The 26229-nt window shown below is 41.2% G+C and carries 23 protein-coding genes and 1 pseudogene; 19 read left to right on the forward strand and 5 right to left on the reverse strand.

The window, feature by feature from the left end:
• From Q0Q74_RS11750 to Q0Q74_RS11820, 15 genes are all read left to right on the forward strand, one after another.
• A partial coding sequence (locus Q0Q74_RS11750; RefSeq protein ID WP_294431066.1) for a DUF3696 domain-containing protein occupies nt 1–435 on the forward strand: 435 nt, incomplete at its 5' end.
• A complete protein-coding gene (locus Q0Q74_RS11755; protein ID WP_294431068.1) occupies nt 436–1182 on the forward strand; it encodes a hypothetical protein in 747 nt (248 codons plus the stop codon).
• A gap of 218 nt (nt 1183–1400) precedes the next feature.
• Nucleotides 1401–2042 carry an ATP-binding protein gene (locus tag Q0Q74_RS11760; protein ID WP_294431071.1) on the forward strand — a complete coding sequence of 214 codons (642 nt, stop codon included), beginning with the start codon at nt 1401–1403 and terminating at the stop codon, nt 2040–2042.
• Between the two features lie 68 nt (nt 2043–2110).
• Nucleotides 2111–5527, forward strand: a complete 3417-nt coding sequence (locus Q0Q74_RS11765) for an ATP-binding protein (RefSeq protein ID WP_294431072.1) — start codon at nt 2111–2113, stop codon at nt 5525–5527.
• Nucleotides 5528–5604: 77 nt separating this feature from the next.
• Nucleotides 5605–5871 carry a type II toxin-antitoxin system Phd/YefM family antitoxin gene (locus Q0Q74_RS11770; RefSeq protein ID WP_294431107.1) on the forward strand — a complete coding sequence of 89 codons (267 nt, stop codon included), beginning with the start codon at nt 5605–5607 and terminating at the stop codon, nt 5869–5871.
• Nucleotides 5868–6176 carry a type II toxin-antitoxin system RelE/ParE family toxin gene (locus tag Q0Q74_RS11775; RefSeq protein ID WP_294431074.1) on the forward strand — a complete coding sequence of 103 codons (309 nt, stop codon included), beginning with the start codon at nt 5868–5870 and terminating at the stop codon, nt 6174–6176. Before Q0Q74_RS11770 ends, Q0Q74_RS11775 begins: the two co-directional genes overlap by 4 nt.
• A 38-nt stretch (nt 6177–6214) precedes the next feature.
• Nucleotides 6215–7468: a Wadjet anti-phage system protein JetD domain-containing protein gene (locus Q0Q74_RS11780; RefSeq protein WP_294431076.1), complete on the forward strand. Its 1254-nt coding sequence runs from the start codon at nt 6215–6217 to the stop codon at nt 7466–7468.
• Between the two features lie 86 nt (nt 7469–7554).
• Entirely contained in the window at nt 7555–8865 is a 1311-nt protein-coding gene (locus Q0Q74_RS11785; RefSeq protein ID WP_294431078.1) for a cyclic nucleotide-binding domain-containing protein, read from the forward strand.
• A 37-nt stretch (nt 8866–8902) separates the two neighbouring features.
• Nucleotides 8903–9826 (forward strand): hypothetical protein, encoded by a 924-nt coding sequence (locus Q0Q74_RS11790; protein ID WP_294431079.1) that lies wholly within the window; start codon nt 8903–8905, stop codon nt 9824–9826.
• Nucleotides 9827–9891: 65 nt separating this feature from the next.
• Nucleotides 9892–10419 carry a winged helix-turn-helix transcriptional regulator gene (locus Q0Q74_RS11795; protein WP_294431081.1) on the forward strand — a complete coding sequence of 176 codons (528 nt, stop codon included), beginning with the start codon at nt 9892–9894 and terminating at the stop codon, nt 10417–10419.
• A 119-nt stretch (nt 10420–10538) separates the two neighbouring features.
• Nucleotides 10539–11660, forward strand: coding sequence for a dTDP-glucose 4,6-dehydratase (rfbB, locus tag Q0Q74_RS11800; RefSeq protein ID WP_294431083.1), 1122 nt, complete (start codon nt 10539–10541; stop codon nt 11658–11660).
• A 175-nt stretch (nt 11661–11835) separates the two neighbouring features.
• Complete coding sequence (gene rfbA, locus Q0Q74_RS11805; RefSeq protein ID WP_294431085.1) at nt 11836–12708, forward strand: glucose-1-phosphate thymidylyltransferase RfbA; 873 nt, start codon at nt 11836–11838, stop codon at nt 12706–12708.
• A 16-nt stretch (nt 12709–12724) separates the two neighbouring features.
• A complete protein-coding gene (rfbC, locus tag Q0Q74_RS11810) occupies nt 12725–13327 on the forward strand; it encodes a dTDP-4-dehydrorhamnose 3,5-epimerase (RefSeq protein WP_294431087.1) in 603 nt (200 codons plus the stop codon).
• Between the two features lies 1 nt (nt 13328).
• On the forward strand, nt 13329–14213 hold the full coding sequence (gene rfbD, locus Q0Q74_RS11815) for a dTDP-4-dehydrorhamnose reductase (RefSeq protein ID WP_294431089.1): 885 nt from the start codon (nt 13329–13331) through the stop codon (nt 14211–14213).
• 94 nt (nt 14214–14307) lie between these two features.
• On the forward strand, nt 14308–15078 hold the full coding sequence (locus Q0Q74_RS11820; RefSeq protein ID WP_294431091.1) for an AraC family transcriptional regulator: 771 nt from the start codon (nt 14308–14310) through the stop codon (nt 15076–15078).
• A gap of 5 nt (nt 15079–15083) precedes the next feature.
• Here the strand turns inward: Q0Q74_RS11820 and Q0Q74_RS11825 are convergent, their stop codons facing one another.
• On the reverse strand, nt 15084–18305 hold the full coding sequence (locus Q0Q74_RS11825) for a right-handed parallel beta-helix repeat-containing protein (RefSeq protein WP_294431093.1): 3222 nt from the start codon (nt 18303–18305) through the stop codon (nt 15084–15086).
• Nucleotides 18306–18607: 302 nt separating this feature from the next.
• On the opposite strand from Q0Q74_RS11825, the pseudogene Q0Q74_RS11830 reads away from it, so the two are divergent.
• The 3 genes and pseudogenes from Q0Q74_RS11830 to Q0Q74_RS11840 form a co-directional block, all read left to right on the forward strand.
• A pseudogene (locus tag Q0Q74_RS11830) lies at nt 18608–18886 on the forward strand (2'-5' RNA ligase family protein); the annotation flags it as partial.
• A gap of 50 nt (nt 18887–18936) precedes the next feature.
• On the forward strand, nt 18937–19599 hold the full coding sequence (locus Q0Q74_RS11835) for an MmcQ/YjbR family DNA-binding protein (RefSeq protein WP_294431095.1): 663 nt from the start codon (nt 18937–18939) through the stop codon (nt 19597–19599).
• Nucleotides 19600–19721: 122 nt separating this feature from the next.
• Nucleotides 19722–20180 (forward strand): hypothetical protein, encoded by a 459-nt coding sequence (locus Q0Q74_RS11840; protein WP_294431097.1) that lies wholly within the window; start codon nt 19722–19724, stop codon nt 20178–20180.
• A 200-nt stretch (nt 20181–20380) separates the two neighbouring features.
• Here Q0Q74_RS11840 and Q0Q74_RS11845 read toward each other — a convergent pair whose 3' ends face one another.
• The 4 genes from Q0Q74_RS11845 to Q0Q74_RS11860 all read right to left on the reverse strand — a co-directional run bounded on the left by Q0Q74_RS11845 (nt 20381) and on the right by Q0Q74_RS11860 (nt 25048).
• Nucleotides 20381–20716: a hypothetical protein gene (locus Q0Q74_RS11845; RefSeq protein WP_294431098.1), complete on the reverse strand. Its 336-nt coding sequence runs from the start codon at nt 20714–20716 to the stop codon at nt 20381–20383.
• A 12-nt stretch (nt 20717–20728) separates the two neighbouring features.
• The gene (locus tag Q0Q74_RS11850; RefSeq protein WP_294431099.1) at nt 20729–22930 is read right to left on the reverse strand and encodes a hypothetical protein; all 2202 of its coding nucleotides are present in this window, start codon (nt 22928–22930) and stop codon (nt 20729–20731) included.
• 66 nt (nt 22931–22996) lie between these two features.
• The gene (locus tag Q0Q74_RS11855; RefSeq protein ID WP_294431100.1) at nt 22997–23923 is read right to left on the reverse strand and encodes a hypothetical protein; all 927 of its coding nucleotides are present in this window, start codon (nt 23921–23923) and stop codon (nt 22997–22999) included.
• Between the two features lie 36 nt (nt 23924–23959).
• A complete protein-coding gene (locus tag Q0Q74_RS11860) occupies nt 23960–25048 on the reverse strand; it encodes a hypothetical protein (protein ID WP_294431103.1) in 1089 nt (362 codons plus the stop codon).
• Nucleotides 25049–25357: 309 nt separating this feature from the next.
• Here Q0Q74_RS11860 and Q0Q74_RS11865 point away from each other — a divergent pair.
• The coding region (locus Q0Q74_RS11865; protein ID WP_294431105.1) for a class I SAM-dependent DNA methyltransferase at nt 25358–26229 on the forward strand (872 nt) is incomplete at its 3' end.

Here is a 26229-nt window from a genome sequence, read left to right on the forward strand (position 1 = left end):
CTTTATTCTATGGGAAACGAACAGATTTACAGAAATCCCATGAATGTAGGTTCTGGACTTAGTTATCTCGCTTCTATTTTGATTATGTGTCTTGGTTCTCAAGAAAAATCTACCTTGGTAATTGAAAATCCAGAAATACATTTACATCCATCAGCACAAGCACGACTTGTTGAATTCTTGTATTTTATTTCTCAAGCAGACAGGCAAGTAATTATCGAAACGCATAGTGACCATTTTTTTAATGGTATTCGTGCTGGTATTGCAAGCAATACTTTCGACCCAAAATCAATCGTTATGAATTTTATTTATAAACCTAATGGAAAAGAAACTCAGTGCGAAGAGATTTTAATTGGTAAAAAAGGCAGAATTAATAATCCTCAGAAAGATTTGTTTGATCAGTTTGACTTAGACTTGAATAAAATGCTGGGACTATAAATGCAGATAATTCTAAATGATTATTCACTCAGAGGTCAGTTTTCTGATATTTTTCATTTTTGTGATTCTACTTCGGAATTCATTTTACCCTGCTTAATATTTTGTGAAAGACAGCAATATGATGTTTTAAAAAGTTATGAAACATATAGAAGCAAGATAACAAATCAACTTACATTTCAGGATATATTGTACAAGTCTAATGGATATCCAGAGCTGCAGCTTTTAAAATCAAAATTGGTACAGCTATTTGCTGATGAACCATATTGGAATGATTCACCACAAACTCCTAAAGGTATAGATGTAGATTGTCAGACAGAAGCTTTCTTTAGGAATGGAATTCTTCTTAGTTATAAAGATGCTGACTTTGATTCTGCTAAAATCGCTGTCACAATTGCAGATAAAGAAGAAATTGTATACAACGCTTCTGAAAAGCGACAGTTACTTGAAAACTTAAATGAATGTAAGGTTTATGAGCTGTCTAATTCATTAACTCTTCCTGATAGTGATTTGAAAATTGAAGTTCGTAGTGCCGAAGAGCATCATAATGAGCCACATTTTCATATTTCAAATAATTCAGGAACAGATGTTGTAGTTTATTTTAAAGATTTTGCACAACATAAAGGCAAACCAGCATTACCAGCTGATGATAAAATCATAACACAATGGCTTTCTAATCAAAATAACAGAGATTATTTAATTGAACTTTGGAATTATTATCATCCAGAACAACATGTAAAAGGTAATTAGAGTAGCGGAAAACTTCCAGAACTGCGTTCGGAAAATATTTAAAAATCCGTTGGGCAGACAGAGTTGTTTCAAGTTCCGGCGAATGGAGCGGAAATATTTTTGACTTTTTCTTCAAGGCTGCGACCAAGCTGACTTCAGACATAAAACGCCCGTTCAAGCTTGATGGCATTTTTAGAGTTGATGATACGCCTGTTCATAAAGCTGTCCGTGAAGCCCTGGTGAATACTCTCGTAAATGCCGATTATTACGGCAGACAGGGAATCGTGATTCAAAAATATCTGGAGAAATTTGTTTTTGAAAATCCCGGTTCATTCCGTATTCCTCTTCAAGATGCCTTTGACGGCGGAACTTCCGACCCACGAAACGCTACAATTCTCAAAATGTTCTCTATGATTGATATTGGCGAGCGGGCGGGAAGTGGTATTCCGGGGATTGTTTCTATCTGGGAAGAAAACTTCAAAAGCAAGCCTTTATACGAGCAGACTTCAAATCCGTCTCGTGTGACGACGACGCTTGATATTTCGGAATATGTCGCTCTTGATGAGGAAGCAAGCGATAACGGAGAACTTCAAGCGATAAATGAAAGTTCAAGCGATAAATCCAGCGATAAAGCCAAGACATCGGCGATAAATGCAGACATCGGCGATAAAATCGGCGATAAATCCGAGAAATCGGCGATAAATTACAAAGATAAAATACTTGAATATCTGAAAGAAAATCTAGAGGCTCGCTCACAGGATATTGCTTTATATATTGGCCTAAAGCAATCTCGTACAAAAGATTATCTTTCTGAACTTGTTGAAGAAGGTAAGATTGTTGCCAATGGTGCGAACAAGAACAGGACTTACTCCCGAATCTAACTTGCTCGTAACTTGCTTGTCATTTGCTTCCACTAGCAAAATTCCATTTATTCCTATAAAATCATCTTATGAATAAAGATTCCGCCCCCAACTTTGCCGCTGACCTTTTTCAATCCGAAGAACTTCCCGGCTTTCATCTTGAATTCTTTCAGATTCTTAACTGGGGCTTGTTTGACTCTCAGGTCTACACTCTGAACGCGGAAAGTAAGTCCACTTTGCTTACGGGCGTGAACGGTTCCGGGAAAACTACTCTTGTCGATGCACTTACGACTCTGATTGTTCCGAATTCCCTTCGCTTTTACAATCAGTCTTCCGGCTCGACCAAAAAGAAAGACCGCAGCGAGGAATCTTATGTTCTTGGGGCTTACGGAAACATTCAGAATCAGGATTCGGCGAATTCAACCCAATACCTTCGCAAAAAAGACGATGTAATTTCAATTTTAAACGGCTGCTTTTTCGATCAGAAGACAGGCCGCACCTTAAGTCTTTTGCAGGTACGCTATTTTTCAGGCTCTGATTTGCAGCGGATTTTCGCCTTAACCGAAAGTCGCCTCTCAATCGAAAACATTATGGAAATTCTTTCGGCTTCCGGCTCCAAAATTGACCGTGGCGGTAAATGGAAGAGGCTTCTTATTAATTCAGCTAAAACGGTTTTCTATGAATCTTTTGAAAAATACAAGGCCGCTTTCTCTCAGATTCTTGGATTTCGGAGCGACAAGGCTCTCAAACTTTTTTCGCAGATTGTAGGCCTTAAGGTTCTTGGAAATCTCACAGAGTTTATCCGCGAGAATATGCTCGAAAAAGCCGACGCTGATCTTGAATTCCAGAAACTTGAGATGAATTACGAAAATCTTCTTCAAAGCGAAAGGACAATTTTAAAGACTCAGAAGCAGATTGAAATGCTTGAGCCCATAATCCAGACAGGGAAAAAGCTTGAAGAGGCAGCCTTTGAAAAAGAACGGCTGACCAAACTTCGTGAGGCAATAATTCCCTGGAAAACTGAGCGGAATCTTGAAATCCTCAACAAAAAAAGCGGGGAGCTCAAAAGAGAAATCGATTCCCTTGAAGAAAGCAGAGAGCAGAAAACAAAGGAAAGCCAGATTCTTGAAGAAGCAATCAGAACCTTGCAGGCTGACATTGATTCAAGCGACTCAGCCAGACGAATCTCCCAGATTGAAAGCGAAATCAGAAATCTTGGCGAAGAAAAAAACAGGCGTAAAAGCGAGTCAGAAAAATATTCGGAGAAGGCAAGTCTTCTTTCTTTGAACCTTCCTGTAAATCAAAAAGAATTCGAGAAAAATCTTCTTGAAATGCAGTCCCTCACTCAAAAGATGGGCGAAGAAAAGAATTCTCTTGATGAAAAAAAGACTGAAATTTCAATCAACCGCAAAGAAAATGAAGATTCACTCAAAAATATCGAAACTGAGCTTCTTTCTCTAGGAAAACGCAATTCAAACATTCCTGAAAAAAACATCCAAATTCGCCAGGAGATTTGTGCTCATCTAAAAATCACGGAAAGCGAGCTTCCTTTTGCGGGCGAGCTTCTTCAGGTAAAAAAGGGCGAGGAAGAATGGAATTACGCGATTGAGCGGCTCCTTCACAATTTTGCACTCACGATTCTCGTAAAGGAAGAATTTTACAAGCGTGTCACAGATTATGTCAAAAATCACGACATGGGCGGACGTGTCGTTTATCTCCGGGCCTCAGAAAACGATAATTTTACCCTTGGCGGGCCTTCCTTTGATTCAGATTCTCTTCCGGGGAAAGTTGAGGCCAAAAAGAACCATGAACTTTCAGAATGGATTGAGAATTACATCCGGCAAAAGTTTGATTACCGTTGTACAGACGACATTCAGGAAATCTCCAGGGCCGACAAGGCTCTCACAAAATCAGGCCTGATTAAAAACGGAATCCGTCACGAAAAAGACGACAGGAAAGAAGTAAGACAGAATTTCACACCCGTACTTGGCTGGGACAACACTCAGAAACGAAAGATTTTGAGCAGCAAGTTTGATGAACTGAAAACCGAGAATGAAAGACTGAAAGCTCAGATTATAAAAACTGATGAAAAACTTGCCTCTCTTTTCAGAAAAACGCTTGCCGCCAATTCTCTTCTTGAAATTTCCTCTTTTGAAAAAATCGACTTTGCTTCCGTCGCAAAAAAAATCGATTCACTTACTGACGAAAAGCAAAAACTTGCAAAATCTAAGGATATTCAGGAGAAATTTGCGCTTCTGGAGCAGAAGAAAGAAGAAAAACGACTGGTTGAGCAGGACAAGGAAAAATTGAGCAATCAGCTTGCTGTATGCCGCGACAGGCTTTCAACTGTTTCGGAAAAACTTGAAGAAAACCAAAACAAATGGAAGCTATACAGCGAACATCCTGATTTTGAATCTGTCATCAAAAAAGCAATCTCGGACTTGTGCCTTGAATACCCGCGTCTAACCAAGGCAGAAAGCGAAGATGCTGTGAACCACGGCGAGCAGAACATCCTTCAGGATTTAGACGGAAAAATCTCGGGGAAAACAAAAAGCATCCAGGGCTATGAACTTAATCTCGGACAATACATGCGCGAAATTTCCATTCCGAGCCAGAAATTAAGGGAAGAATTCGGAGACTGGTCAAGCGATTTTTCTGCCTTTGGTGCTACAAAAGAATTCCTTCCAGACTACAATAATTTTTATCTCAGGCTCAAAAAAGACGATTTGCCCAAATATCAGAAGCAATTTCACGAATTTCTGCACAATTCGGTCAAAGAAGACATCATCAATTTCAATCAGTTCATAAACAACGCAAGGGAAGACATTGAGAATGCGGTGGGCTACCTGAACCAGAACCTGAAGAGCATCGTTTATCAGCATAATCCCGACACATATCTTTCGCTCAAATGCGAGAAGGCAAAGGACACACGGATTGATGAATTCAGCCGTAAGCTTCACTCTGCGATTCCTGACACTGTGCGCATTCAGATGCAGGACATCGAATACGAGGAAGAGCTTTTCGGCAAGATAAAGTCTTTCCTTGAATCCCTCAAAGAAAATCAGAATCTGCGTGATTATGTGCTCGATATCCGTAACTGGTTCACATTTGCCGCCAGCGAGAATTATGCCTCAGACGATGTTCAGAAACAGTATTATTCCGACAGCGCAAGTCTTTCCGGTGGCGAAAAGGCCAAGCTCACATACACGATTCTTGCCTCGGCAATTTCATATCAGTTCAACATCAACGAAGAAAGCAAAAAATCATTCAGATTTGTAATAATCGACGAAGCTTTCAGTAAGAGCGACTCCACGAATTCCGAATATGCCATGAAACTTTTCAGGCAGCTGGATTTGCAGGTCATGGTCATAACGCCACTGGACAAAATCAACATTGTCGAGGACTACATTTCGTCGGTTCACATGACTGAGAACAAAAACACCAACGATTCAAGGCTTCTTTCGATGACGATTCAGGAATATAACAAGCGGAAAGTGGAAAGTTGAAAACGGAAAGCGGAACAAAGTTGTCGTAATGATAAAATTGTGATAATATAATGATAAAGACAAGAGGAGACGGCATTATGTTGCAAATCAGACCTGTATCAGACTTACGGAATAAGTTTTCCGAGATAGAAAATATCGTTTCAACAAATCGACATCCTGTTTTTCTCACAAAAAACGGTTACGGTTCTATGGTTGTCATGAGCCTTGATTTGTACGAAAGCCTTACAGACAATATAGAAGCCCGACTGGACGAAGCTGATTTTCAGGCTGAATCATCGGACAAAAGGCTTTCGCATGAAGAAGTATTTTCCAATCTCCGCTCAAAAATAAAGACTACCCGATGAAAAAATACACATTGCGCTACCTTCCGATTGCCGAACAGGATTTATCCGAGATAATCGATTACATACAAAACAATCTGCAGAATCCTATTGCGGCAGAGAATACCCTTTCAAAAATAGAATCTGCAATTCTTGAACGACTTGAGTCCCCTGAATCATTTGCCGTATGGCCATCAAAGAAAAAACGGCCTTATCCTTATCGAAGAATAAATGCAGGCAATTATACAGTCTGGTATGTTGTAATTGGCGATGTAATGGAAGTCCGAAGAATTTTATATTCACGCCGAAACGAAGAAAATCTGATATAGGATACCTGTATGCCAGGGAAAAAAAGGAAAGCTGATTTATGATTACTGTTGCTGAACTGAAAGCAAAGAGCGAGCGTAAATTCCGAGATTTTCTTAAGTTTAAGATTGAGTCTTTCTTTTCTGAAAAGGCTGACTGTCTTTCCGAAGCCATCTCGGAATCTCCAGAATTCTTTCCTCTTGAAATCCGCTCTGACAAAGGAAAAACCTCGGATAACCTTCTTGCGCGTGAAAAAGATTTTCTTCCGCTCATTCAAAGTAGCAAGCAAAAAAAAGGAAAGGGCTACTCACTCGTTTTTGAGCAGAAACGCACCCGAAACAACGGGACTCAGTCCCAGCTTTCCAAGATTCTTTTTGAGACCGAAGAAGATTTTTTGTCTTTTATCGAAAAAAAATCCGAAACAAAGAGGCTTACTTATGCACTCACGGTTATTTTCAAAGAATTTTGCCCGGCTTCAAATAATTCGGACTTACTTGGCAGATGGGCTTTTGCAAATGTTTCATATCTTACGGAATTCTACGATGAAAAGGATTTTTGGGAAAATATCTGCCTTTGCGTAAAATGGCTTTTGGAAAATCCAGTCTCAAATCTTTATATCCGTGAAATTCCCCTTGGCGTGCACACAAAATTCATTGAAAACAACAAGGCTTTGATTCTAAGTCTTTTGATCTGTCTCAAAGATGATGTCCAGGAAGAAGTGAAAGTGTCGGATTTTGAAAAATATTGCGGACTCAAAGAAAAACCTTCTTTTGTCAGGCTTCGCTCCCTCGATAAAACAATCGCACTCAAAGTCAAAGACCTTTCGATTTCTGAAGTTTCATTGTCTCTTGAAGATTTTGAACATTTTGATAAATCTGAAATTCTCAAAAATGTGCAGAAAATCTTCATCATCGAAAACGAAATGGTCTACCTGACTTTTCCTCCTGTAGAAAATGCCCTTTGCATCTGGGGACACGGATTTTCAGTGACATCGCTAAAAAACTGCAGCTGGCTCAAAAATCACGAAGTTTTCTATTTCGGCGACCTGGACGAGCACGGATTTTTGATTCTCTCTGATTTCAGAAAATATTTTCCAAATACAAAATCTTTCTGCATGGACAAAAAGACTCTCGATACTTTTGATTCGTTCAGAGCAGAGGGAAAAAGTCTTGCAGGAGAAGGCATTCCAGAAAATCTCACCGAAGAAGAAAAGGCCCTTTTTGCAGAGTTAAGGGCTGACAAAGGGCGAAACAGGCTTGAACAGGAGAGAATAGCGCTGGGGTATTTAAAAGAACGGCTTTATATTGACGACTGAATTGAGGAAACTATCAGCGGACTTGAAATGTTGCGCCATAATCCCCCCTATTCAACAAAATCAATTCTTTTAATATACTTAAAATTATGAGAAAAATATTAACTGCATCATCTAATAAAATTGTTATAAATACTGTAAAAAATGCCTGCGAATTATTTTCTTCTTTCTTTGCTACTGATATTTTTGATTCAACGGAAGAAATCATCCGGTATATTGATTATGAATTGCCTGAAATTAAGGTTGTTGATTTTACTTCGGAGAATATTGACTGCAATAAGATTCTTCAGAACATTGCTGAAGACACATGGCTGCATTACGGCGGTGTGATTGCGGTGTGCAATAATCATAATCAGGTCGTTGAGCTGGAACATCGAAAAAATCCGAACATTCTTGCGATTCATACGGTGGGTGATTTCCAGAATCATTTTACGCGAATTTTGCGTATTCTTTATCAGAATCAGCGTTTCCTTTTCAACCGAGGTATGCGCGACATAATTGGCGGTCAGGAAGCGGGCTCCTTCATCTTTGGTAATGATCCGATGGATTCACTTTTTTATACGAACTTCCTTGTCAATTATCTGTACAATACGAACCGCATTTCTGATGACGAGCGCTTCAGCCTGCAGATGACTTTCAGTGAGCTTGTCACGAATGCCCTTGAACATGGAAATCTTGAGATTGATTATGATACAAAAACTGAATGGCTCAGCAAGGGCGGCAACATGATTAAGCTGATTCAGGAAAAGGCCAAAGATCCGAGGTTTGCAAAGCGAAGGATAAAGATTTCGTACAATATCGGGCGGACTGCATCAAAATTCACTATCACTGATGACGGAAACGGCTTTGACTGGCGTGCGAGCGTCGAAAAGAATAAGGTTGATGACTGCATGCTTCATGGCCGTGGAATTGCTTTGAGCAAAAGTGTCGTTCAGTCATTGACTTATAACGAGAAGGGCAACGAAGTTACTTTTACAATTGCGAACTTGCGGAATACTTCATCAGCGGTACCGGGCAAAATGACCCAGTTTGAGACCGTTGAATACAAGGATAAGGAAGTTGTATGCCGTGAAGGTGAATACAGCAACGACCTTTTCTTTATTATTTCAGGCCGATTTGCCGTTTATGCGAACAAAAAGCTTGCAACAGTCCTTACTCCAAACGATTTGTTCATTGGTGAAATGGCTTTCCTTTTGAATGACCACCGTACTGCGACAATTCTTGCTGTCGGTGATTGCCGTCTCATCCGAATCCCTAAGGCCGATTTTCTTCTTATGATTCGAAAGAACCCGCATTACGGCATCTTCCTCAGCAAAATGCTTGCGCAGCGTCTTTTGAGGCAGACGAATCAGACAATCGAATTGAAGAAACAGCTGGCCGAAACTGGCAGCGCAAGTTGAGCTTTTAAACAGTTGCCGTAATTGCTATAATGATTTGATGTCACTTTCTCACACGGTTCATTATCATCTTCCCGGTCTCTTTGAGTTTTATGATTTGTATGCAGTTTTTCTTCCATTATATCGTGAGCATCGGGAATATTTTTACGATTGGTGCGACATCGGCTCAATTTACGGTGCCCCGGCGGATTGCCTGTGGGGCGGTGGAAGGGCTGGTTTTGGGGACGCTGATGCAAAAGCTGTCCTTGCGCTTGTAAATGAGCACGGAATTTCTGCACGGCTGACTTTCAGCAACTCGCTTTTGAGGGAAGAGCATCTTTCGGATAGGAAGTGCAATGAGTTTTGCAGAAGGTTTTCAAAAAAATCTGTGGCGGATGGGATTCTCGAAACCTCTAATGGTGTAATCGTTCATTCAGATTTGCTTGCCCAGTATTTGAAAGAGAAATTCCCGAATCTTTACCTTGTTTCTTCGACTACAAAAGTGCTTACTGATTTTAATGATTTTACGGCTGAGCTGAACCGCGATGATTTCAGGTTCGTCGTTCCTGATTTCCGGTTGAACAAGTCTTTTGAGTGCCTTTCCGCACTTTCCCAGGCACAGAAGGATAAAACTGAATTTTTGTGCAATGAATGCTGCTATTTCGGATGCAAAGACCGAAAGGCCTGCTATGAAAATGTCAGCAGAAAAAATCTCGGCGAGGATGTGCCTGACCACGAGTGCAAGTCTCCGGGCGGGCAAGAAGGCTATAAATTTTCGCTTGCGATGAAAAACCCCGGTTTCATCGGCATCCAGGACATTCAAGATACCTACGCTCCGATGGGCTTTTCTAACTTCAAAATCGAAGGTCGCGGGCTGGGAAGTGCGATTGTGCTTGAATTTCTTCTATATTATATGACAAAGCCTGAGTATCAGCTGAATGTCCGTGAGGCAATTTATCTGGATTCCATGCTGGATTTGTTCTAATTGAAAATATCGGGAGTGGCACTCATTTTGACACAGGTTTTGTTTTATGCTATTTTATTCAATATATGAACACTGATGTAGCGACATTGCAAAATATAGCGGATACATTAAAGGAAGAGCCATTGGCAAGTCAGCGCGTACTTGCGGAAAAGGCCGGGATGTCAATCGGTCTTATGAACGCGGTAATCAATCGCTTTGTAGAACGCGGCTGGATTATGCTCACCAATGTAAATCTTCGAAAGCTCTCCTATGCAATCACTCCTGCCGGAATTGCAGAGCTCACCGCCCGCAGCCAGAATTTTGCCAAAAGGACCTTTGCAATTGCAAACAAATATAACGAAACTCTCTGCAAAGTCGTATCTGACGCAAAGAATGATGGCAAAGACAAAATCGTGCTTTACGGAAACAGCTACATCAAATTCCTACTCAACTACGCCTGCCAGACGATAGATGTCACATTCATCGAAAAATCTACATCCGACCCGATTGAACCGAATGCTTTTTGTGTTGTCGGAGAACAGTGTGCTGAAGAAGAGCTTGCCCGGCTTACAGCGCAGGGTGGAGTGAGTCTGTTGAATTTGCTCGAAGAGTAGGGGATTTTTGCTCTTCACTGACTTTTGCAACAGTTGTCGTAAGTCTTATTCCATGATACCATTTATATTTGAAAATATTAGCAATGTGTGCTTTATGTGCCCATTGCACTGGAGAAAAAATGCGTAAACTTCACAACATCCTTATCACAGGTGGAGCCGGATTCATCGGTTCGAATTTCATTCATTATCTTTTTGGGCTTTCTTCAGCAGAAGGCAATCTTTTTAATGACGCAAACTTTGACGGCACCGTTGTAAATGTTGACTGCCTTACTTATGCCGGAAACCTTGAATCTTTGAAGGACATCGAAGAGAAGTTCGGCGGGAAACGCTATTTCTTTGAGAAGGTTGATATCTGTGACCGTGCGAATATCGAGCGCATTTTCAAGCAGTATGATATTGATACAGTGATTCACTTTGCGGCAGAAAGCCATGTTGACCGCTCAATCCTCGGTCCTGAAGCATTCATGAAGACAAATGTAATGGGAACTTTCACATTGCTTGATGTCGCAAGAAACTACTGGAAGAAAGAAGACGGCTCAATCCGTGACGATGTTCTTTTCCATCATATTTCTACAGACGAAGTTTACGGTTCCCTTGGCGAGACTGGCTACTTCCGCGAGGACACTCCTTATGATCCGCGCTCACCGTATTCTTCATCGAAGGCATCTTCTGACCATATTGTAATGGCTTATTTCCACACATACGGACTTCCAATTACTTTGTCAAACTGTACAAACAACTATGGCCCATACCAGTTCCCGGAAAAACTTCTTCCATTGATGATTTCAAACATCCGCGACGGAAAAAATCTTCCTGTATACGGAAAGGGCGACAATATCCGCGACTGGATTTATGTTGAGGACCACAACCGCGCTGTATGGCTCATCGTGAACAAGGGCGTTACTGGCGAGAAATACAACATCGGCGGCGAGAACGAATGGCAGAACATCAAGCTGCTTCACAAAGTTATTGAATTGACTGCAAAAGAAATCGGCAAAAAGGTTGAGGATGTTGAGAAGACAATCACTTATGTAAAAGACCGCCCTGGCCACGACAAGCGTTATGCAATCGACTGTACAAAAATCAAGACAAAGCTCGGCTGGGAGCGCAAGATGACCTTCGAAGAGGGATTGCAGGAAACCGTAAAATGGTACCTCAAGAACTCAGACTGGATTAACCACATTTTGAGCGGTGATTACAAGAACTGGATCAGCAAAAACTATACTGAGCAGGGAAGATAAAACGGGGCGTTGCGGGTAGGGAATCGGTCGCTGGAAGCGAAAAAACTTGCGAGGCAAGTTTTTAGATGAGTCTCGGTGAAGGCTGTGCCTGAACCGCGTATTTCCCCGCAGAAGGGGTAGCGAGCAACGCAGTGCGAGCGAGGGGAAGGCTTTCCCCTTTTTTAAGGAGATTTTTATGAAGGGAATTATCTTAGCCGGCGGCAGCGGAACCCGCCTTTATCCAATCACAAAGGCAGTCTCAAAACAGATTCTGCCGCTTTATGACAAGCCGATGGTCTATTATCCGCTTTCATGCCTCATGCTGGCAGGAATCCGCGAAGTTTTGATTATTTCGACCCCGCGCGACATCAGCTGCTTCAAGGAGCTTTTTGGCGACGGCGCATGGCTCGGAATGCATTTTGAATATGCGGTTCAGGATAAGCCTCGCGGACTTGCAGATGCGTTTATTATTGGAAAAGACTTTATTGGTAATGACAGTGTTGCCCTCGTTCTCGGCGATAATATTTTCTACGGACAGAGCTTTACTTCGACCTTGCGCCGTGCTCGCGAAAAGGTTGAAAAAGGCGAGGGAAGCGTGATTTTCGGTTATTTTGTAAAAGACCCGACCGCTTACGGTGTAGTTGAGTTTGATAAGGACGGCAAGGTACTTGGAATCGAAGAAAAGCCTGCTCATCCAAAGTCAAATTACGCGGTTCCAGGCCTTTATTTCTACAGCAATGCGGTCGTTGATATCGCGGCAAATGTAAAGCCTTCTGCCCGCGGCGAAATCGAAATCACTTCTATTAATAACGAATATTTGAACCGTGGTGAGCTTTCTGTAGAGCTTCTTGGCCGAGGTATGGCATGGCTTGATACAGGCACTTATGACGGACTTCTTGAGGCAAGCAATTTTATTGCAACAATCCAGAAGCGGCAGGGAATGTATGTAAGCTGTATCGAGGAAATCGCATACCGCAACGGCTGGCTTTCAAAAGAGCAGATGCTTGAGCTTGCAAAGGGCTACAAGACAGACTACGGCCGTTACCTTGAGTATATCGCAGAAAACTAATTTTTAGGAAACAAAAATGGCATTCGAATTTAAAAACTGTACGCTTGCAGACGGAACAGAAATCAAAGGACTCTATGAAATCCAGCCAAAGATTTTTGGTGATGCTCGCGGATATTTTCTTGAAACTTACAGCGAGCGTGATTTTTTTGCAGCCGGCCTTACAATGAAGTTCGTGCAGGATAATCAGTCCAAGTCAACGAAGGGCGTTCTCCGGGGGCTTCACTTCCAGACTCAGCACCCGCAGGGAAAGCTTGTCCGTGCTCTTGAAGGCCGTGTCTATGATGTCGCGGTTGATCTCCGTAAAGGTTCCGCAACCTTCGGAAAGTACTACGGCGTAATCCTTGATGCAGAAAAGCAGAATATGTTTTATATCCCTGAAGGCTTTGCGCACGGTTTTTATGTTCTTTCTGACGAGGCCATTTTTACATACAAATGCACTGATTTTTATGACCCGAAAGGCGAAGGCGGTCTTATGTGGAATGACCCTGCAATCGGAATTGACTGGAAGGCTGTGGCACCGGAAGTAAATCCTCTTCTTTCAGACAAGGATGGAAAGCATCCGGCTTTTGATGCTGGAAAGAATTATTTTGACATAAACGCTAAATGGATTGGGGACTAAGATGATCTGGTTAATCGGTTGTAAAGGAATGCTCGGCACAGAGATTGCACGCCAGCTTACGGAAAATAAAATTGATTATGTCGGAACGGATATTAATGTCGATATTACCAATCCAAAGGCACTTGCAGATTTTGCGAACGGGAAAAAGATAGAATGGATTGTTAACTGTTCTGCTTACACGGCCGTCGATAAGGCTGAATCTGATATTGAATTTGCCAAAAAACTGAATGAAGAAGGCCCGTGGAATATCGCGAACCTTGCGAACCAGATTCATGCGAAGATGATTCATATTTCTACGGACTATGTTTTTGATGGAACCGGCTCATCACCGTATAAAGAAGACATGCCGATTGCTCCGATTGGAGTTTATGGTAAGACAAAAGCGGCAGGTGAGGCATCTGTAGCGCAGACTCTCAATGAATATTACATCATCCGAACGGCATGGCTTTACGGCTGGGCTGGAAAGAATTTCGTCTACACAATGATTAAGGCAATGAATACTCACGATTCTGTAAAGGTAGTAAATGACCAGAAGGGAACACCTACTTTTGCAGGCGATTTGGCGGGAGTAATCATTAAAATCATTCAGAAGCAGGATGTGCCGTATGGAACTTACCACTGCACCGATCTCGGAGAGATTACCTGGTGGGATTTTACGAATGAGATTAAAAAGCAGGGAATTGAGCTTGGACTGATTACAAACAAAGATTGTGTCGTAAATCCTTGTTCTACCGATGAATATCCGACACCAGCGAAGCGGCCTGCATATTCTGTGTTGAGCAAAGCGAAGATTCAGAAAGCACTCGGAATCTCTTTGCCGGACTGGAAAGACAGCTTGGCTGTGTTCCTGAAGTCTCCATTGTTTGATAAAGGGCGAATTGAATAGCAGCGCAATAAAAGAAACAAAACGGCATGGTTTGATAAATTTTCCCTACGAAGTCTACCGGTGCAGGATACCGGAGACTTTTCCGTTTTTTCCGTTGCATTATCATGACGAATTTGAAATCGTCTACATCCTTGAAGGAACTTTGAGCGTTGTGATTCAGGGCGGGCACTATACCTGCAGCGAAGGTGATATCGTTGTAATTCCGCCTGGTAAAATCCATGGGTTCAATCAGTTTGGCTCTGAATCATGTCATTATACGAATATCCTGTTTTCACTGAACCTGCTGGAAAGTCCTGACTCGGAGATTTATCAAAAGTTTTTTTCCCATTATTTTACGGATTCTATCATGGTTCCGTATTATTTCCCCAAAAGCTCTGAAATCAACGAGACCTTGAAAAGCTCGATTAAAGTGCTGTTTGAGACTCGGCACGATGTTCTTACTCTTCCGCTTCTGATTAAATCTGAATTGTATAAGATTCTTTTTGTTTTGCAGGGAATTTTGCTTCCTAAAGACACACATCTTGAAACGGCGGAAATTGCGGTAAAACGGCTGCTTCCTGTGTTCAAGCTGGTTAAGGAAAATTACGGGCGGGAAATTTCCGTGGAAGAGGCGGCAAGCCTGATTAATTACAGCGAAAGCTATTTCATGTCTGTTTTTAAAAAGGTGACGGGAACGAGCTTCATCAATTTCCTGAAGATGACGCGCCTTGAGAATGCCAGGGTCATGCTTTTGGGCACGGATCTTCAGGTTCTGGAAATCGCCCAGAAATGCGGATTTGAAAACATTTCCTACTTCATAAGGGCATTTAAGGAAAACTATAAATTCTCCCCCTTGCAGTACAAGAAGATGCGCGGGAAGAAGTAGGGGCCCTATTCCGTGTCCTCAAAGTTGAGCAGGTTTACATACCAGTCTTCTTTTTTAAGAACCGTTCCCTTTTCGTCCGTGTTGTTTTCGTAAGAGATGAACTTTCCTGTGTCGTCGTCCTTAACGCCGCGAAGCCACTTGAATTTTCCCAGCATGTTGTTTTTTGAAAGAACAGTAAAATTCGTGTTCTCATCTTTTACATAGCGGATAAAATGCTTGTTCCGCGTGGTGCATTTTGTACAGTTTATTTTGTTGTTGGAAATCACGATGTTTCCTTCACCATGTAGATTTCCTGTGATATTTGCAAAAGTGTAGCCCTGGCGACCACTATGATATAGGGAACCTTCTTCGTTCGGTTTATAGCTGTCGCTGCTGTCGTCAAAATCGCTGTTAAGGGTGTTTCCGTCAATCAGAATTTCGCCCTTGTACTCGCCACGGGTTTCGTAAAAGCCGTAGATTTTTCCGCCGGCGTTTACCAAATTATTTCTGGCAATGCGTGCGCTATCACACACGGTTCCGCAATATCCGCTTATATTGAAGGTGTTGTTACAGAATTTTCCGGTGGTTTCCCGCTCGCCGGAGAAGGCACGGCTTCCAAAGTTTCCGTTTACATTAATTGTGTTACCGCTGAATTCAACTTCGTACGGTGTGTTTTTGTCTACAAAGCGGACATCCGCAATAATTCCGCCGGTGGTTCCCGTTCCGTCGGGATTCGGATTGTAATTGAAGGTGTTGTTTCGAATCTTTATGTACGAAAGCATTGTTTCAAAAAGATAGAAACCGGAGTAGCCTTCCAGTTCAAAAGTGTTGTTTTCAATCAGAGTTTCATTTCTTCCCTGGCTTACAGCTCCTCCAAAAGTAAAGAGCTTTGAAGGCAGGTCCTTTGCGTAAAAGTAATTTCCCTGGATTCGGACATCGGTAATGTTCTTGCTGGTAGGATAACCCACTGTGAAAACCATTACGCGGGTCTTGATTTTATCAACATGTTCATCCCGCATTGAATAAACCCGGTTGTTCAGGAAATTTACGCCGTTTATACATTCCGAAGCCTTAAAGGCGGCGTTGGATTCCTGCAGGGTGAAAATACCAATCTGTTCGTCGTGGCAGTTGTGGAAGAGGGTACAGTTTGAGACCGTTCCGTTTGCACATTCTTCGCTGTAATAATCCAGGTAGCCCAGGTTTGCGCCGCGGAAAACTCCCGCCATGTTGTACATAAGGCAGTCGTCCACGGTAATATTCTGCCAGCCGGAATAAAGGCTTACATTGGTGTACTGCTTGTCCGTGTGGAGGTCGCATCTTTCAACATAAGGATTTGCCTGATACTGGTTAACATTCTTATCTGAGTCAATGTATTCGCCGTAAGCGCCGCCAAAATCCAGCATGTCTGCGCGGGAACTTGGGTCAGCGGGATAAACCGCCTGGTCCCGGATATGGCTTGTGATGATGAACTCGCAGTTTCGTATGGTGATGTCGTGGCACTGACTAATCATAATTTCACGGCTGTACCACTGCTGGTCCGCCATCCACACGGCGCATCCTGAATGAGGAGTAAAATAGCGTTCGTCTTCGTCATCAGAAGGGCTGCCGTTTCCGTTTTTATCTACAAACCAGAAGGTGCGCTTGCTGTCGGTCTCGCGGCTTTCAAAAGTCAGGCCTTCAACAAGAACATCGTAGCTCGGGCCGTAAATGTTTAAGTGAGAGCAGCCGGATCCGTTATCCGTGTACAGAACAGAACCGCTGAAAGAGGAAGAACCGCTTTCGTCTCCAAGGGCAAAAGTCCGTTCAAAATCGTCAATTTCATTCAGTTTAAGGTGACGGGTCTGGGTTTCGCCCTGCATTTTGAAATTCGGAACAAGAATATTTATCTGAGTAGAAACCCTATATTGTCCCCGGGGAATATAAAGTTCGATTGGAACAGAGTAGTCTTCAACCTTTGCATCTTTTCCGTTTAATTTGCCGTCCACAAGGCGCGATTCTTGTAAAAGGTGAATTGCTTCCATAATTCGGGCGCCGTCGTCGTTTTGGAGGCGTTCTTCGCTGGTCATATTGAGCCATTCACGAATGCGGCTGCTTTTTATCTGCCAGCAGTTTCCGCCTCCAAGCTGCTTTAAGTTCAGTTTGTGGTCTTCCGGCCGTAAAAGGCACCACTGACCGGCAGCAGTTTTTAGGGAACTGAAATTTCTGTTTCCGGCACGATTAATTGGAATTTCAGGATTTGTGCTGGAGATTTCGTAAAGGGCTTCTCCGCCGTCACCGTTTTCAGAGTATCCTTTTGTGCGGATGAAAGTTCCCGGGCGGAAGGCCTTATCCAGAGTTTCGATGCTGTTTTCTTTTCCGTATGCGGTGTTAACGCTGTATTCAGAAACTTCGGTGTAGCCTTTTTCTTTTGCGGTTTTATTTACAATGCGGCCGGCAATAAAATTCCTGTAGCCCTGGGGATAAAAACTGAACCATTCAATTGATTCGTTTTCGCCAAGGTATTCGTCAAACTCCGATAAATCACAGCCGGAATCCTGAATGATTTTAGCAATGGCGGAAGTGTTATTGTAAATCGGCAAAGTGTTTTTCGGCTGTTTTACGATTGATGGTACAACCACCTGTTTTATAACATCGTATCCGCTTGGTGATTTGAAGAATTTATTCACAGAAACGGAATCCGCCGGGAAAAGCCAGAAGATTACTTCGTTCATTTCGCCTTTGTATTCAAGTTCTCCTGCGGTAGTGGCATCCGCCCATTCTTTCTGGATAAGTTCTTCGCCTTTATAAAGGCACATCGTAAATCTGTAGAAAAAGTGATTTTTTTCGGCGCTGACATTTTCAAGTCCGGTGAAAGTCTTTTTGCAGGTGCCGGGAAGGGCTTCATGTGTAAAGTCCGTTACATTTTCTTCTGGAAGTTCGAATTCAATCGTTTCTATAACATCATATTGTTTTGTTTCAGCGTTCCATGGCTGTGTATAGGAAACTTTCTGCAGCTTGAGGGTGAGTTTGTAATTTTCACCGTTGCCATGATTTGCGGAAATCGGTGCCCATTCAACGGTCACTTTCTGGTCGCCGCCGTCTGCATAAAGCCCCCGGATTGAAGGTGTTTCCGGCTGTTTGGCAGGGTTTGTCTGACTATCTGATTTTGTTCCTGAAGAGCTGTCTATAAATACCGCACAAGCAGAAAATGCAATTCCAACAAAGATGAAAAATAGTATTCTAATCAGCGAAATATGAAACTTTTTCATACTAACAGTATACGCCGATAGAACAGCAATTTCTTATAAAATAGTATTGAAAAATTGCACAAAACTATTGTTTTGATATCAGACAATAATTCAAATTCTTTGAAACAGCCTCTCTAGTATATTATTACAACTCGGAAATATCGACATCGGCCGTTTTAATCTTTTGAACCAATTCCTTGTCGGCTCGCTTACCCAATATGTCATCCAGAGTTTCAACCAGCATTCGTATACTGATTGCGGGGCTAAATATGACCTGCCATCCAGTTTGTAAAAACACGGATTTCGCGTCATAATAGAAAGAAATGAAACAGAATAACATTCCACAGCAGACACATTTTATTGGCGTCCTCTTGCCTGAGGACATAACTCTTACGCTCGAAGATTGCCGCCGTTATATGAGGGAGGCTTATGGCTGCAAAAGCGGTCATGGAACTCCGATTCATGTGACTCTGGTTCCGCCCTTCCGATTGCAGGAAGAATATTCAACAGCTGATTTAGTCCGGGCACTCGAAAAGAATGTATTACCTAAAGGATTGGGTTTTTCGGCCCGCATTGATAATTTTGAGCGCAAAGGCAACCGATGGGAAGCTGCGGTTACATTAGAACTTTCAGATAACGGAATTTAGGAATCATGGACTATAGCTATATTTTAAACAGCGCACTGCCTCAGAAAGAAAAACTTAAAGCCTTTGGTTTTATAGAATCAGACGGTGTTTTGAACCTCAAGAAAAATATCGCCGACGGTGAATTTTATGCCAAAATCCGGCTTTCTGAAAAATCTTTTTGCGCAGAAGTCTTTGAGACTTTGACGGATGAAAAATATGTGCTTTTTGATGTAAAATCTGCGAACGGTGCGTTTGTGGGGCAAATCAGAAGCGAGGTTCAGACGCTGATTGAAGAGATTCGTACGAAATGCTTTGATTTTCAGGACATCAGGCAAAAATATGTGGACTTTCTTCATTCAGAATTTTCCGCACCCGGGGATACGCCGTGGTCGGACGAAGGAGATTTTAAGAGCACGGTTTACCGATGTCCGAACGAAAAATGGTTTGCTTTAGTGATGGAAATCAAGTTCAAGAATCTTGGCTTTGAAAGCGATGAAGCTGTCTGGGTGGTTAACCTTAAAGCCGATGCTGAAAAAATCCCCGAAATCACTGATAAAAAATCGATTTTTCCGGCATATCATATGAACAAAAAATACTGGATTACCGTTCTTCTGACGGCGGTAACAGATTTTGAACAACTCTGCGACCTTACAAGGCGGAGCTACGAGCTTGTTTCGGACAAGCGATAGTAAGGGCGAGCGAAGCGAGTTGCGGAACGAAGTGGAGCAATGGAGCCGCGGCAGTCGGCGTAACCCTGGAAAGCGCGGTTTTTGCGTAAGCAAAAATGGCCCCAAATAAAATAGGAGACTTTATGAAAGAATACAAATTTTACGGCTGGAAGACGGCCGATTGCAAGCCCGCGGATTCGGCTTTTGCGAAAATCGAAAATCCGAGGCATTTGTACGACATTTTGAGCGAAATCTGGTGTGCCAAGACCTGTGCCCCAAGAATGCGTGAGAACTGGACGCGAGAGAATCAGACGCTCGGACAGTGCTCAATCACGGCATTCCTTGCGCAGGATATTTTTGGCGGTAAGGTATACGGCATCCTGCGTGAAGGCGGAAATTATCATTGTTACAATGTGGTTCCTCTTCCAGATGGCGGAGAATGTGTTTTCGACCTCACAAGCGAGCAGTTCGGAGACGAAAAACTTTGCTATGAGAGCAATCCCGAGCAGTCCCGCGAAGTTCACTGGCAGAAAGAGGAAAAGCGTCAGAGGTATGAGTATTTGAAGGCGGAAGTGGTGAAGGGGCTATTAAGCGGAATGTAAGGAGTTGAAAGCGATACTTTCCCGTCAATAAAGCCCCCAGCTTTCTATAATGGGGGTTCTGTCGACCTAATTGTATATAATATAAAGAATTAGATAGACTTCAAACCAGCGAACCGTAAGCGTACATTTTCAGAAGCTCCACAGAATTTGCGGTGTTTACAAACAAATTCTGCGTGTTCATCCATTGCCTGCGCAGATTTTTACAGGTTTACTTTTTCAGAAAGATATGATTTATGACCATCTTTTACAGCTACAATTCTTAAGCAGTCACAATTATATTGAACGGAACTCTCGGAAATGACGCACTCTGGCACTACTGTTTCGCATACTGTTCTAAAATATGTATGTTCGCCTGACTTATACTGTGCGTATACAATGTAAAGCTCCGCATCTTCAAGAGGAGACCAGGTTAAGTAATATTTTCCGCCGTCATAAGAGCTGTTAATGTTTTCAACATAATCAGCATATGAGTGATAGCATGAATTAAAAAATGTACAAAATACAAAGCAAAATACTGCAATTACTTTTAATCTCATTTTTTTTCTTCCTTATGGTTTTATAAATGAAATTCCGGCTGTTGCTGAATAATTTAAATTGCCCTTGGGAAAGACTTCATCAAAAATATAGAAAAGTTTCCCTTCGGCAAAAATCGCAAAACTGCTTGTCAAAGGCTTCTGTAATCCGACTGTTGCTTCAGCAATTCCATATGTTGCCGAAGAGTTAGTAGCATAAGTTCCATCAGAGTTGCTTGAAAAACATTCAATTCCTTCTTTCAACACTTGAACCGCAAATCCACCACCTGCACTAAAGTAAATTGCCGGCGGGTTCTTGAAAATCATTGGCCTGAAATTGAATCCGAAACCGCCCGCAGCGTAGAACATACATGGCCATCTGCGTACTTTTTCTGTATGTTCAGAACTTTCGTTGATACCAAGATCAATAAATGAAAATGTATGTGTAAAACCTTTCTTAAAACTGATAAGAGCAGCTGGCGACATTGAAGTATTTACGCCACCGCCTAAACTAACACCGGTCATGCTGCCACCGCCCAAATCATGGTTGTAAGTGTTTTGTCTGAAAGCTTCAGATTTAGACCTGATGTCATAGGTTGGCTCCATTTTTCTTATAACAGATGTCTCCGAGAGATCAGGAGTATCAACGGTTCTTCCTGTTGATGTGAATTTTATTTTGAATTCATGAATCTGAAGTTTATAACTAGATGGATGATTGTCGTCAAGCGGCTTTATACTGTAGACAAGCTGATAATTGAGGATAGGATCGCCACGAGATAAGAGGCTGGAATACATATCAACCTCGATATCATATTCCTTTCGTTTGGCTTCATCTGAATATGACGGAACAGCCTTACCAGTTAAAGTAGAATAAGAAAGGATGAAGTCTGATTTATAAATCAACATTTGGTCTGAATAAAGATAAACTGTACCTTTCCAGCCTTTCTCGTTCCCGCTATATGACTGATAATCAATTTTTAATTCTTCACCAAATGAACTTACAGAATGCTTCTCCCCTATTCTATTCAAATCTTTTTTTATTTCTTTGAATAAAGCAGTGTCTTGTTTAACAAGCTCTTTCTCAATTTTCTTTATTTCTTTTAATTTTTCTTGATTAATCTTATCTTTTTCGGATGCAAACTTTGAATATCGATGCTCAACAGCTTCTTGTACAGGAACTCCATTATCAAGTTCTGTCGAAGCATAAGGTGCATTTAGGATTTCGTTTTCCTTTATTGAAATTATTTTGTCATACTCAGCCTGAATTTCATTGATTCTTTTATCGTTATCTTCCCTTAGTTCAATTAAAGCACGCTTTTTGCTTTCAATTACTTTTATCTGGCCAATTACTGACTGACCGTTAAAGATTTCTTTTCTTATTGAGGATGCTTGTTTTGCGGCATCGCTGGCCATTTTATCTCTTTTCTTTTTCAATTCAAGGCTTCGTTCTGCTTCCTTGAGCTGGTCTTCCATTATTTTTTTTGACTGCGCCTCAAGAGCTTCCATTCTTCGGGCAGCAGCAGCCTGTTTTTCTTCCATAACGGCCTGTTCCGCACGAAGTTTTGCCTCATTAGCGTTTGCAGTCTGCTCAATTGAAGATGAATTTAACTTTATTTCTTTTTTGATTTCTTCAATCTGAGATTTAAAGTTTTCATAGTTCTTTTTTTCAAGTTCATACTGTTCGTTTACAGAAAGCTCAGCAGATCCATTCTTTAAATAGTATTTTTGAGTAGCTGTAAGCGGAATATTGAGCTTTTCACAAAGAATCAAAGTGACTTCATCTGCTGCACTTCCCGTTCCATCATAGAGTTCATTTATTGTTTTTTTTCCTGAGCTGACAGCCGTTTTATCTTCGCCAGTTGTAAGATTTGTAAAACTGCAGCTTAATGCATATTTCGATCCAGAATATGTAATTGTTGTAAAAATTACATTCTGGGCTGTGGTCATTTTTCCAGCTTCGATGATTTCATCTTCATCGTAAGCAGCATTTTCTGATTTTGCCTGCAATTCATACAGTGCCGCTTCATTTGATTCATTTACGACAGTTTTAAAACCTGCATAGTCTTGAAGATTCGATTTGAGTTTGTCGCGAACTGAGCCTGTAATCCAGCTTGAATCTGTTTTGCTTAAATTTTTTGTTTCAGGGGTTACAAGCTGAACAGCATTTTTTCCATCAATTGCATAAATAAAACTGCAAAGTAATTCAAAAACAAAAATAAAGGTAAATAATCTTTTCATAACTTTTAAAATCGAAAACGGTTGCTTTAAGAATCCTAAAACAACCGTTTAATAATTTAAATATAATTACATTGCACCAATAAGTGCAGCGAGAGCAGGATCCATTGGAGCATCTGTTGTTTTGACATTAACACTCTGGAAAGGCTGTGTTAAACCTTTTGCGGCCTCAGCGGCACTTGCGGCAACCTGTCTGTTCGTTTCTTCATGAGCCATAATTCTTTGTGTTTGTTCATGAACAAGCTGAGCCTTCCATTCACGCTCTTTCGCAAGCTGATGCTGCTCATCAATTTTCTGTGCATTGTTAAGAATCTGCTGGGCATTTTGCTTAAGGACATTTACTGTAGCTTCATCAAGATCTTTTGACTTTAAGAGGTCAATCATGTAAACATTAAGAAGCATATTGTATGTTGCGGAATCACAAGAATAGATAGCATAGTAATTGTACAAATTTACGATATTGCCATATTCATCTGCCGTACGCTCAAGCTGCCAGTAAGAACCTCTATTTCCAACGCCGGTAAGGGTAACATTATTAACCTTTGAGCAAATTGTACGAATTGCATCTTTCTGACCGTTTGTGAGGTTTGTTCCGACAGTAGCATTTATCGTATTTGCCATCTCTGCTGCAAGATTGTAATAGATTTCTGTCTGAGCGATTGTTTCTGCATTTGCAAGAGTTCTGTTTTGAGCAGAAGATACAAACCATTTGTGATTAGCATACTCATTTGAAAGTCCATACATCTGGACATACATATTTCCGTTACCACGAGTAATTCCTAGAAGCCATTCTGGATTTACTTTTGCTCCAATTGTTCTGTCCTGCCAGTCAATGATTTCTGTCTTTCGTGCTGCAATCGATGTGTTGTTTTCCGATGCCGTTGCACGAATATCCTTTGAGACTTCTGTTGAAACATTCTGTGTAGAGCCACAAGAAGTCAATGCCAGGGCAGCAGTTGTTAATGCCACACCTAAAACAACCTGTGATTTTTTCATACTTTTCTCCTTGTTTTGAGTTTTAAAACCCTTTTATTAATTATTTTTTACTCCTAATGCAGAGTTAAAATCATTTTCAAAAGTTTCTTGTAAAACTTTGCTTATTGCTTCAAAAGATTTCTTTTCGCCATTTGCTTCTGTAAAGACTTTGAATCGTCCGCAATCCTTCGAATAAGTATAAGAAGTCGTGTTTTTATCAAAAATAGAAATTTCTATTGATGGGCTGTAAATATAAATTTTGTCCTGTAATGAATTTTCAAGATTCACAAAACACTTTGCTGTATGTGTAGAAGAAGAGCGGTCTTTTGTTACAGTAAACCCATTTTCTGATAAAACCTGAGCCACGGCTGAATACACCTGCTTTCCAGAATCTTTATTAACATCAATAAAAACTCTGCACTTATTTTTTTGTTCCTGAATAAGACTGCTAAGCGAAGAAAGAAGTTGCATGTCTGTACCGTAAGCTGCTCCAGTCAATTTTTCAGAAAAAAACTGACATTCAGAATACTTATCGATGAAATCCATTCCGTGTTCACGAGCCATTGTTAAATAACGGATTTTTTCAAAACGGTCTGAACTTTCATTTGACTTATCATAAAAGCCTTTAAAAGTATCCCTTGCACTCCGTAAAGCAGGTTCATTTTTGTCCCAGATAGTCTTGCGAAGAATAAAAGCTACACAATGCCAAGTTTTATCTTTCTTGTTGTAATAAGGCTCCGTATATTCAACACCGTAAAGTTCTGTTTGACTTGTCACAGTTGTATTGCGTGTTGTTTCTAGAGTCGAAACTTCTTTAACCTTTATTTTCTTTCCATTATCAGTGGTATTTTGGAGACTATTGTAATTTGATTCTCTTACAGCTGAAACCTTAGAATTAAAATAGAAAGAGATATTTGCAAGTGCATCATTTTTAGCCTGCTCTGCTTTTTTTCCGATTCCCTTCTGAGCAACATATTCAGAGTCTGGATAAACTGACTGCCAGTTTAAGACCCAATCGGGTGCAGGTTCAGATTTTGCAAATGTACAAAAGATTGTGTTTGAAATAATAAAAAAGGTTCCCAGGATTTTTCTATAAATATTACTCATTTTTTTCGCCAAAATTGTAAAGAAAGGATAAATAAACAAAATCTTAGTGTCAAGAGTTCAAAAAGAAGCGGCTTATTTATAGAAGGAAACCTCTAGCGAAAGAAAGCTTTATTCTCTACTCATAATTTTCATCTGCTCAAGGGCGGCAACTATTTCTTTTTGAATTGGTGTCATAATAATCATCAGTCTATACTCCTTGCGATTCCTTTCGCGCCCTTTTTAGAGGTTCTTCGAAGTGCCCGCTTTTATCGCTCCCCTATTGTATCACATATTTCAGTAAGCGATTATTTATTCTAAAAATATATGTTCTAACAAAAGCCTCTGATTTTATGCTATAATCATAAAACTATGGCAGTTAAAAAATCACAACTCTACAGTTCACTTTGGGCAAGCTGCGACAAACTTCGCGGCGGTATGGATGCCTCTCAATATAAAGACTACATTCTGACTCTTCTGTTTGTAAAATATGTTTCAGACAAATATAAAGATGACCCTTATGGCGCAATAGCAATTCCAAAAGGCGCAAGTTTTGAAGACCTTGTTGCATTAAAGGGAAACAAAAACATAGGCGAAGAAATCGACAAGCTGATTGCAAAGCTTGCAGAAGCAAACAACCTTACAGGAATCATAAATAACGCTCACTTTAACGATGAATCAAAAATCGGCAAGGGCGATGAAATGGTGGACAAACTAACAGGCCTTATTGCTATTTTCCAGAAGCCCGAGCTTGATTTTAAAAACAACAAGGCAGAAGATGATGACCTTATCGGCGACGCCTACGAATATCTTATGCGAAACTTTGCTACCGCCAGCGGAAAGAGCAAGGGTCAGTTCTATACACCTGCCGAAGTAAGCCGCATTCTTGCAAAAGTAATAGATATTTCAAGCTGCAAAAATAGAGATGCTACAATTTATGACCCGGCCTGTGGTTCTGGTTCACTTTTGATTCGCGCAGCAAATGAAGCTCCATTCCCGCTTGCAATTTACGGACAGGAAAAAGATATTTCCACCGCTGGTCTTGCAAAAATGAATGTAGTCCTTCATAACATTCCTTCCGGAGAAATTCATTCAGACAACACTTTTTCTGACCCATGGTATAAAGATGATAATGATGACGCCAAACTCCGAAAGTTCGATTACATCGTTGCAAATCCGCCGTTCAGCATGAAAAACTGGATGGACGGCTTAAAGCCTTATGGCCGCTTTGATGATTATGATGA

Origin of the sequence: uncultured Treponema sp., assembly GCF_946187725.1 — a bacterium.
Taxonomy (GTDB): domain Bacteria; phylum Spirochaetota; class Spirochaetia; order Treponematales; family Treponemataceae; genus Treponema_D.